The sequence below is a fragment of the Rhodococcus sp. MEB064 genome (assembly GCF_000834565.1).
Lineage (GTDB): Bacteria > Actinomycetota > Actinomycetes > Mycobacteriales > Mycobacteriaceae > Rhodococcoides.
This window is the reverse complement of record NZ_JXQS01000031.1, coordinates 56093-62260: the sequence shown is the minus strand read 5'-3', so window position 1 is coordinate 62260 and position 6168 is coordinate 56093. Positions and strand designations below refer to the sequence as shown.

Below are 6168 nucleotides of genomic sequence, written 5' to 3'. Positions count from 1 at the left end.
CAACGCTCTTCCGAAGAAGGCTGCCGGCGCTCCGATGATGGTCCTGGTGGGATCGCGGGACAACCTGATACTTCCGCAGTGGACCGAAGCTGCCGCCAGAGCGGCGTGCGCGCTGGGCGACACCATCGACTTCCGCGTCCGCGCGGACCAGGGCCACGCCGACTCCGCCGCGAACATCGAGGGCATCGACTGGGTCACCCAGCGCTTCCTCGGGGACGCACCGACGAACACGTGTGACCAACTGCCGTGACCGCCACGACGGCAGTGGTGCTGATCGCCATGGCGGCCCTGGTTGCCGGGGCCGTCGTCGTCATCACCCGCCGGGGTACGAGGCCCCTGACCACGCCCACAGAACGTGCCGTGCACGCTGCTCTGCACACCGCGTCGCTGGCCGCGCGCCCACTCCGTCGCGGTCTCGACGAGGCGTCGGCCACCGAGGCGGCGCCTCACCTGCGCACCCTCACCGGCGCCCGGGCGGTCATCATCGCCGGTCCCGACGGAACGATGCTGGGACACGACGGCCCGGTCGAGGGACTCGAGTCGACGTTCCTCGACACCGCCAGGCGAGCCGTCGACAGCGAACGGCGAGTCCTCGTCCGCACCACCACCGCACCGGGCGGATCGCTCGTCGTGCAACCGGTCCTGACGCCGGGCGCCGGGGTGGTCTGCGTACTGGGCGTGGTGACACTCGACGAGCCCGGGCCCGGGCTGCTCGGCGCATGCACCGAGGTGGCCCGCTACGTGGGCGAGCAGGTCGAACTCGCCGAGCTCGACGCCAGCCGCGCCCGACTCGACCGTGCGGAGGTGCGTGCTCTGCGCGCACAGATCAGCCCCCACTTCATCTACAACGCGCTGACCACGGTCGCGTCGTTCGTCCGCACCGATCCGGACCGTGCGCGCGAGCTGGTCCTGGAGTTCGCCGACTTCACGCGGTACTCGTTCCGGTCGGCCGGTGAGTACACGGTCCTGTCGGACGAACTGCGGAACATCGACCGGTACCTGACGCTCGAACGCGCACGGTTCGGCGACTCTCTCGAGGTCACCGTGCAGATCGCGCCCGAAGTCCTGGGGGTGATCCTGCCGTTCCTCGCTCTGCAACCACTGGTGGAGAACGCGGTGCGCCACGGTGTCGCCGGGCGAGGTCGCGGACGCATCACGATCGTCGCCGCTGACGCCGGTACGGATGCCGCGATCAGCGTCGAGGACGACGGGGTCGGCATGGATCCGGAGCTGCTCCGCACCGGTGACCTGGGGTCCGAGGACGGCGTGCACGTGGGGTTGTCGAACGTCGACGACCGGTTGCGCGCCGCGTTCGGCAACGACTACGGGCTGGTGGTCGAGACAGCGCCCGACTCGGGTACGAAAGTCAGCATGAGGATTCCCAAGTTCCGCTCGGGGATCAGGGCGTGAGCGCGCTCGCTGTTCTGCTGTCGAGCTTCTTGGCGGCGGTGTTGCTGTCGCAGTCCGGTGGGCTCGACATCACGGGCGACTCGTCGGGCGTCGGGGTGCTGCTCGCCAGCGGGGGCGGCGTTCTCGCGGCGGCCGTGATCGCCGGGTCCCTGGTGGCGATGTTCGCGCGGGGACGGGTCGTCGTGGCCACGCTCGTGGCCATGTCGGCGGCCACGGCCGGCCTGTCGGCGGTCCTGCTCGCACAGTCTTCGTACGAGTACGTCGCGGTCGTCGCGGGCAGCATTCTGCTGGGATGCGCTGCGGTGCTGTCAGTCTCACTCTCCGGTGTGCGATGGCAGCCGATGTTCGTGGCGGGGTTCTTGGTCGGCCTGCTCACTGCCGGCGCGTGGGACGCACTCGAGACCGATGTGCCGGAGCGGTACACCGACTACCTCACCGAGGCGGAGCGCAGCACCCCTGTCATCGTGCCCGTGCTGGCGGCGCTCACTGTCCTGATCGTCGTGGGGTCGTGTCGACGACCTTTCGCGGCCGTTCCACCCGCCGAGCGCTCGGGCCGACTTCTGCTCGCTGTGCTGATGATACCGCTGTGCGGTCTGCTGACCCACTGGTTGTTCCTTCGCCAGCTGTACGACTCGAGCGGGGGCACGAACGGCATCTACTATTTCGGGATCCTCGCCGTGCCGGTGCTCCTCGTCGCAGCAGCTCTCATGCCGGGTCGTACCGGAGCCCCGGTACTCGCCGGGACCGCGGTGTTGGCTGCCACGTCCACGTCGTCGGGCATCGGCCTCGACGTGGGCAGCCCGGCGTGGACGTACGGATTCATCCTCGGGAGTGTCATCGCGGTGGCCGTCGGAGTCGGCCTCGGGGTGCGCTGGAAGCGGCCGATCACGGGTATCGCAGTCCTCGCCGTCGTCTGCGTGACCGCGCTACTGGACCGCCCGCCGCTGGACAACATCGCTTTCGCCGCGAGCCTGGCCGTGCTCCCTGCTGCCGCAGCGTACGTCTTCACCGCGATCACACCGACGATGGCGTCCTCGTCGACCGTCGGCCTGGCGGTCCCGGTCGCCATCACGGTTCCGATGATCGTCACCTATGGATGGACCGCCTACACGCCGCTGACCGAGGTCGACACCGCGACGTTCTCACCGACCGCGGATCTTTGGGTCTCGACGGGAGTGGCCGTCGGCTCGGTGATACTCGCCGGGATCGGACTGGGGCTTGTGCTGCGGCGCCCTACCTGAGCTGCTTAATCCCCGGTTGCCTACGAGGTCACCGTTACTGGTCCCGACGGCGACCGGACGCTCGAGTACGCCGTAGAAGCACACTGCCCCACCAGCGGTCAGGGGTCGCGTATATTTCTCGAGAGCTGACCCACGCATCCGACATCGTCGCCGCCAACGGAAGTGATCATGCCCGAGGACCAGAACGCAGACGTGCCACCGAATCACCTGTCGATCGACCCACGCAGCGCTTTCTACGATGAAGAGGTGTTGCGCCGGGACGTGGGTATTCGCTTCAACGGCGTCGAGAAGAAAAGTGTTCGCGAGTACAACGTGACTGATGGTTGGGTCCGTGTCGAAGTCCCGACCGCGAAGGATCGCTACGGAAATCCGATGCTCGTCAAGCTCAAGGGCACCGTCGAACCATATTTCCGCGGCGCGAAATAGCGGACGTCGGCAACCGACGGCTGTCCACGTTCGCTGACTCGGTGTAACCGCATCCGCGCTCGGCGTCGCCGTGGCACGATCGTCTTACTGTGACAGAGCAAACCGGACTGCGCCTGCTGGCCGTCGACGACGAGAGACCCGCGCTCGACGAGCTCATGTTCCTGCTGCGCGAACACCCAGCCGTCGGAACGGTCGAGGGTGCTTCGGATGCCACCACCGCGCTGCGCATCCTGCGGGACTCACCGATGGACGGAGTGTTCCTCGACATCGACATGCCCGGTCTCGACGGCATGGAACTGGCCGGGGTGCTGAGCAACTTCGCGTCACCGCCCGCGGTCGTCTTCGTCACCGCCCACGACGACCGGGCCGTCGCCGCGTTCGAGATCGGCGCGGTCGACTACCTCCTCAAGCCGCTGCGCGACGACAGGCTCGCCGCGGCCGTGCGACGCGTCGTCGACAAGCGATCGGGTGCCGCTCCGAGCACGTCCGCCCGAATGGACCAGGACGACGTGATCCCGGTCGAACTCGGGGGGATCACGACGATGGTTCCGCGGTCGACGGTGCTGTGGGTCGAGGCCGAGGGCGACTACGCCCGTCTGCACACCGCCACCGGGACGCACCTGGTGCGTATCGCGTTGTCCACACTCGAGGCCCGATGGGCCGATCACGGCTTCCTGCGCGTGCATCGCTCGTTCCTGGTCTCGGTCGCGCAGGTCGGCGGCACCCGTACGGTCGGATCCGGGCTGGTGGTGGTGCTACGCGGCGCGCCCGGTTCGGCGCCCGTCGAGCTGCCGGTGAGTCGGCGCCACACGCGGGAGCTGCGGGACCGCCTCGTCCGGGGACCGCGGGCGGCCCTGGCCGGGCAGCAGCGTTCCTGACATGGCCGGTCGGGAGAAGGTCGTGCTGGCGCAGCGCCGGGGAGCGCGGATCGTGCGCACCCGCGTGGAGGTGCAGGAGCAGACCGAGGTCGGCGAGGCCATGATCAACGGTCTGGTCCGCACTCAGCTCGCACTGGCTCTGCGGACCGCGGCCGTCGTCGTCCTGCTCCTCGGCATCGTCCCGGTGGTGTGGGTACTAGCCCCCGCTGCCGGAGCGGTCCAGGTTCTGGGAATCGGTCTGCCCTGGTGGCTGCTCGCGGTCGGGTCCTATCCGCTGCTGCTCGTCGCCGGGTACAGGTTCGTACGGTCGGCGGAGCGCAACGAGCAGGAATTCACGGAGTTGGTCGAGGACTGATGCTGTCCATCCCGACCCTGCTGGCCGTCGTGGCCTCCGCGGTGGCCACGGTCGCGGTGGGTGCGTACGGAGTCCGGTTGGCGCGCACCACCTCCGACTTCCTGGTGGCGTCCCGCAGCGTCGGGCCGCGATGGAACGCGGCTGCGGTATCGGGTGAATACCTGTCCGCCGCATCCTTTCTGGGAGTCGCCGGACTGATCGCGAAGTACGGTGCCGATGCGCTGTGGTACCCGGTGGGGTTCACGGCCGGCTACCTCGGGCTGCTGCTGTTCGTCTCCGCGCCGCTACGCCGGTCCGGTGCCTACACCGTGCCGGACTTCGCCGAGTTCCGGCTGGGATCACCGCGTCTGCGCACGCTGGCCATGCTCGTCGTCGCCGGAGTCTGCGCGCTGTACCTCGTGCCGCAACTCCAGGGCGCCGGTCTCACGCTCAACATCCTGCTGGGAGTGCCGAGTTGGGCCGGCGCCGCGATCATCGGCGTCATCGTCATCCTGAACGTGGTGGGCGGCGGCATGCGGTCCATCACGTTCGTCCAGGCCTTCCAGTACTGGCTCAAGCTGACGGCAGTGGCGGTGCCCGCCCTGGTTCTGGCCGTGCACTTCGTCCAGGACCCTCGCGAGATGGGCACTCCCGCACCGCCCTCCGTCGACACCGCGACCACGGTCGACATCAGTACCGACGTCGTCGTGCAGGTGCAGGAAGCTCTTCCCGTCGTGGTGCGGGGCACTGTCGACGGCGCTCGTGTGGACGGGCCGACGACGCTCGCCGCCGGCGATCACACACTGCTGTCCGGCACGGTGCTCGAACTCGACGCGGGATCACCCGTCCCCGTCGTCGCGGGCGCCCCCGTCGAGGGGTCCGACTGGATGGCTCCCGGCAACGGGTTCGGGGGTCCCTACCCGCTGTACCAGGTGTATTCGCTGATCCTGGCCACGTTCCTCGGGACGATGGGACTCCCGCACGTGCTGGTGCGGTTCTACACCAACCCGGACGGGCCGGCGGCGCGATGGACGGCACTGACGGTGGTGGGACTGCTGTCGGTCTTCTACCTCTTCCCGACGGTGCTCGGGGTCTTCGCCCGGCTGTACGTGCCGCAGCTGCTGATCACCGGCGCCTCGGATGCCGCGGTGCTGCTGCTGCCGTCCGCCGCCATCGACGGTGTGCCCGGACACCTCCTCGCGGCACTCGTCGCCGCGGGTGCCATGGCGGCCTTCCTGTCCACGTCGTCCGGACTGCTGGTCACGATCGCGGGAGTGCTCAGCACCGACATTCTCCGCGGCCGGGTGCGCGACTTCCGTATCGCCGCGGTCGTCGCAGGAACCGGGCCGCTGCTGCTGTCCGTGGGCCTGGTGACCCTCGATCTCTCGCGCACGGTCGGCCTGGTGTTCGCCGTCGCCGCGTCGACCCTGTGTCCGCTGCTGGTGCTCGGTATCTGGTGGCGTGGGCTCACGGCTGCCGGCGCCGCGGCCGGCCTTATCGTCGGGGGAGCGGTGTCCACCGGCGCCGCCTCCGTCGCGGTGCTCGGAGGCGCCTCGGAGGACTGGCTGGGCGGATGGGTGGCCGCGATCGTCGGCTACCCGGCTGCGGTGAGCGTGCCGCTCGCGTTCGCCGTCATGGTGGCGGTCTCGTGGGCCACGCGCTCGTCCGTCCCGGTGGACATCGGCCGCATCATGTCGGCCATGCACGCACCCGAACGTCTCGGGCTGGGTGTGGAGCGGCTGCGCAAGCAGTAACCGTTCGTCCCACTCCGCCGACCGTTCGGCGCACGGGCGCGCTGCTCGGCGTGTGATCGACGCCACGTACTATCCGTGTGATCGCGGTCTCATTACCGTCATCGGCGTATCTCCCGACACGTAGG

Annotated in this window: 6 protein-coding genes and 1 pseudogene; all 7 read left to right on the top strand. The window is 69.1% G+C overall.

Annotation, left to right across the window (positions count from 1 at the left end; all coding sequences use genetic code 11):
- Nucleotides 1-250, top strand: a pseudogene (locus tag RU01_RS23210) (lipase family protein); the annotation flags it as partial.
- A complete protein-coding gene (locus RU01_RS14985; RefSeq protein ID WP_442970533.1) occupies nt 247-1410 on the top strand; it encodes a sensor histidine kinase in 1164 nt (387 codons plus the stop codon). The pseudogene RU01_RS23210 and the gene RU01_RS14985, both read left to right, overlap by 4 nt.
- Nucleotides 1407-2651, top strand: a complete 1245-nt coding sequence (locus tag RU01_RS14980; RefSeq protein WP_042575367.1) for a hypothetical protein — start codon at nt 1407-1409, stop codon at nt 2649-2651. Before RU01_RS14985 ends, RU01_RS14980 begins: the two co-directional genes overlap by 4 nt.
- 168 nt (nt 2652-2819) lie before the next feature.
- The gene (locus tag RU01_RS14975; protein WP_042575382.1) at nt 2820-3077 is read left to right on the top strand and encodes a DUF3297 family protein; all 258 of its coding nucleotides are present in this window, start codon (nt 2820-2822) and stop codon (nt 3075-3077) included.
- Between the two features lie 89 nt (nt 3078-3166).
- Nucleotides 3167-3955, top strand: a complete 789-nt coding sequence (locus tag RU01_RS14970) for a LytR/AlgR family response regulator transcription factor (protein WP_042575366.1) — start codon at nt 3167-3169, stop codon at nt 3953-3955.
- Nucleotide 3956: 1 nt separating this feature from the next.
- Entirely contained in the window at nt 3957-4310 is a 354-nt protein-coding gene (locus RU01_RS14965; RefSeq protein ID WP_042575365.1) for a hypothetical protein, read from the top strand.
- On the top strand, nt 4310-6043 hold the full coding sequence (locus tag RU01_RS14960) for a sodium/solute symporter (protein WP_042575364.1): 1734 nt from the start codon (nt 4310-4312) through the stop codon (nt 6041-6043). Before RU01_RS14965 ends, RU01_RS14960 begins: the two co-directional genes overlap by 1 nt.
- Nucleotides 6044-6168: the final 125 nt, after the last annotated feature.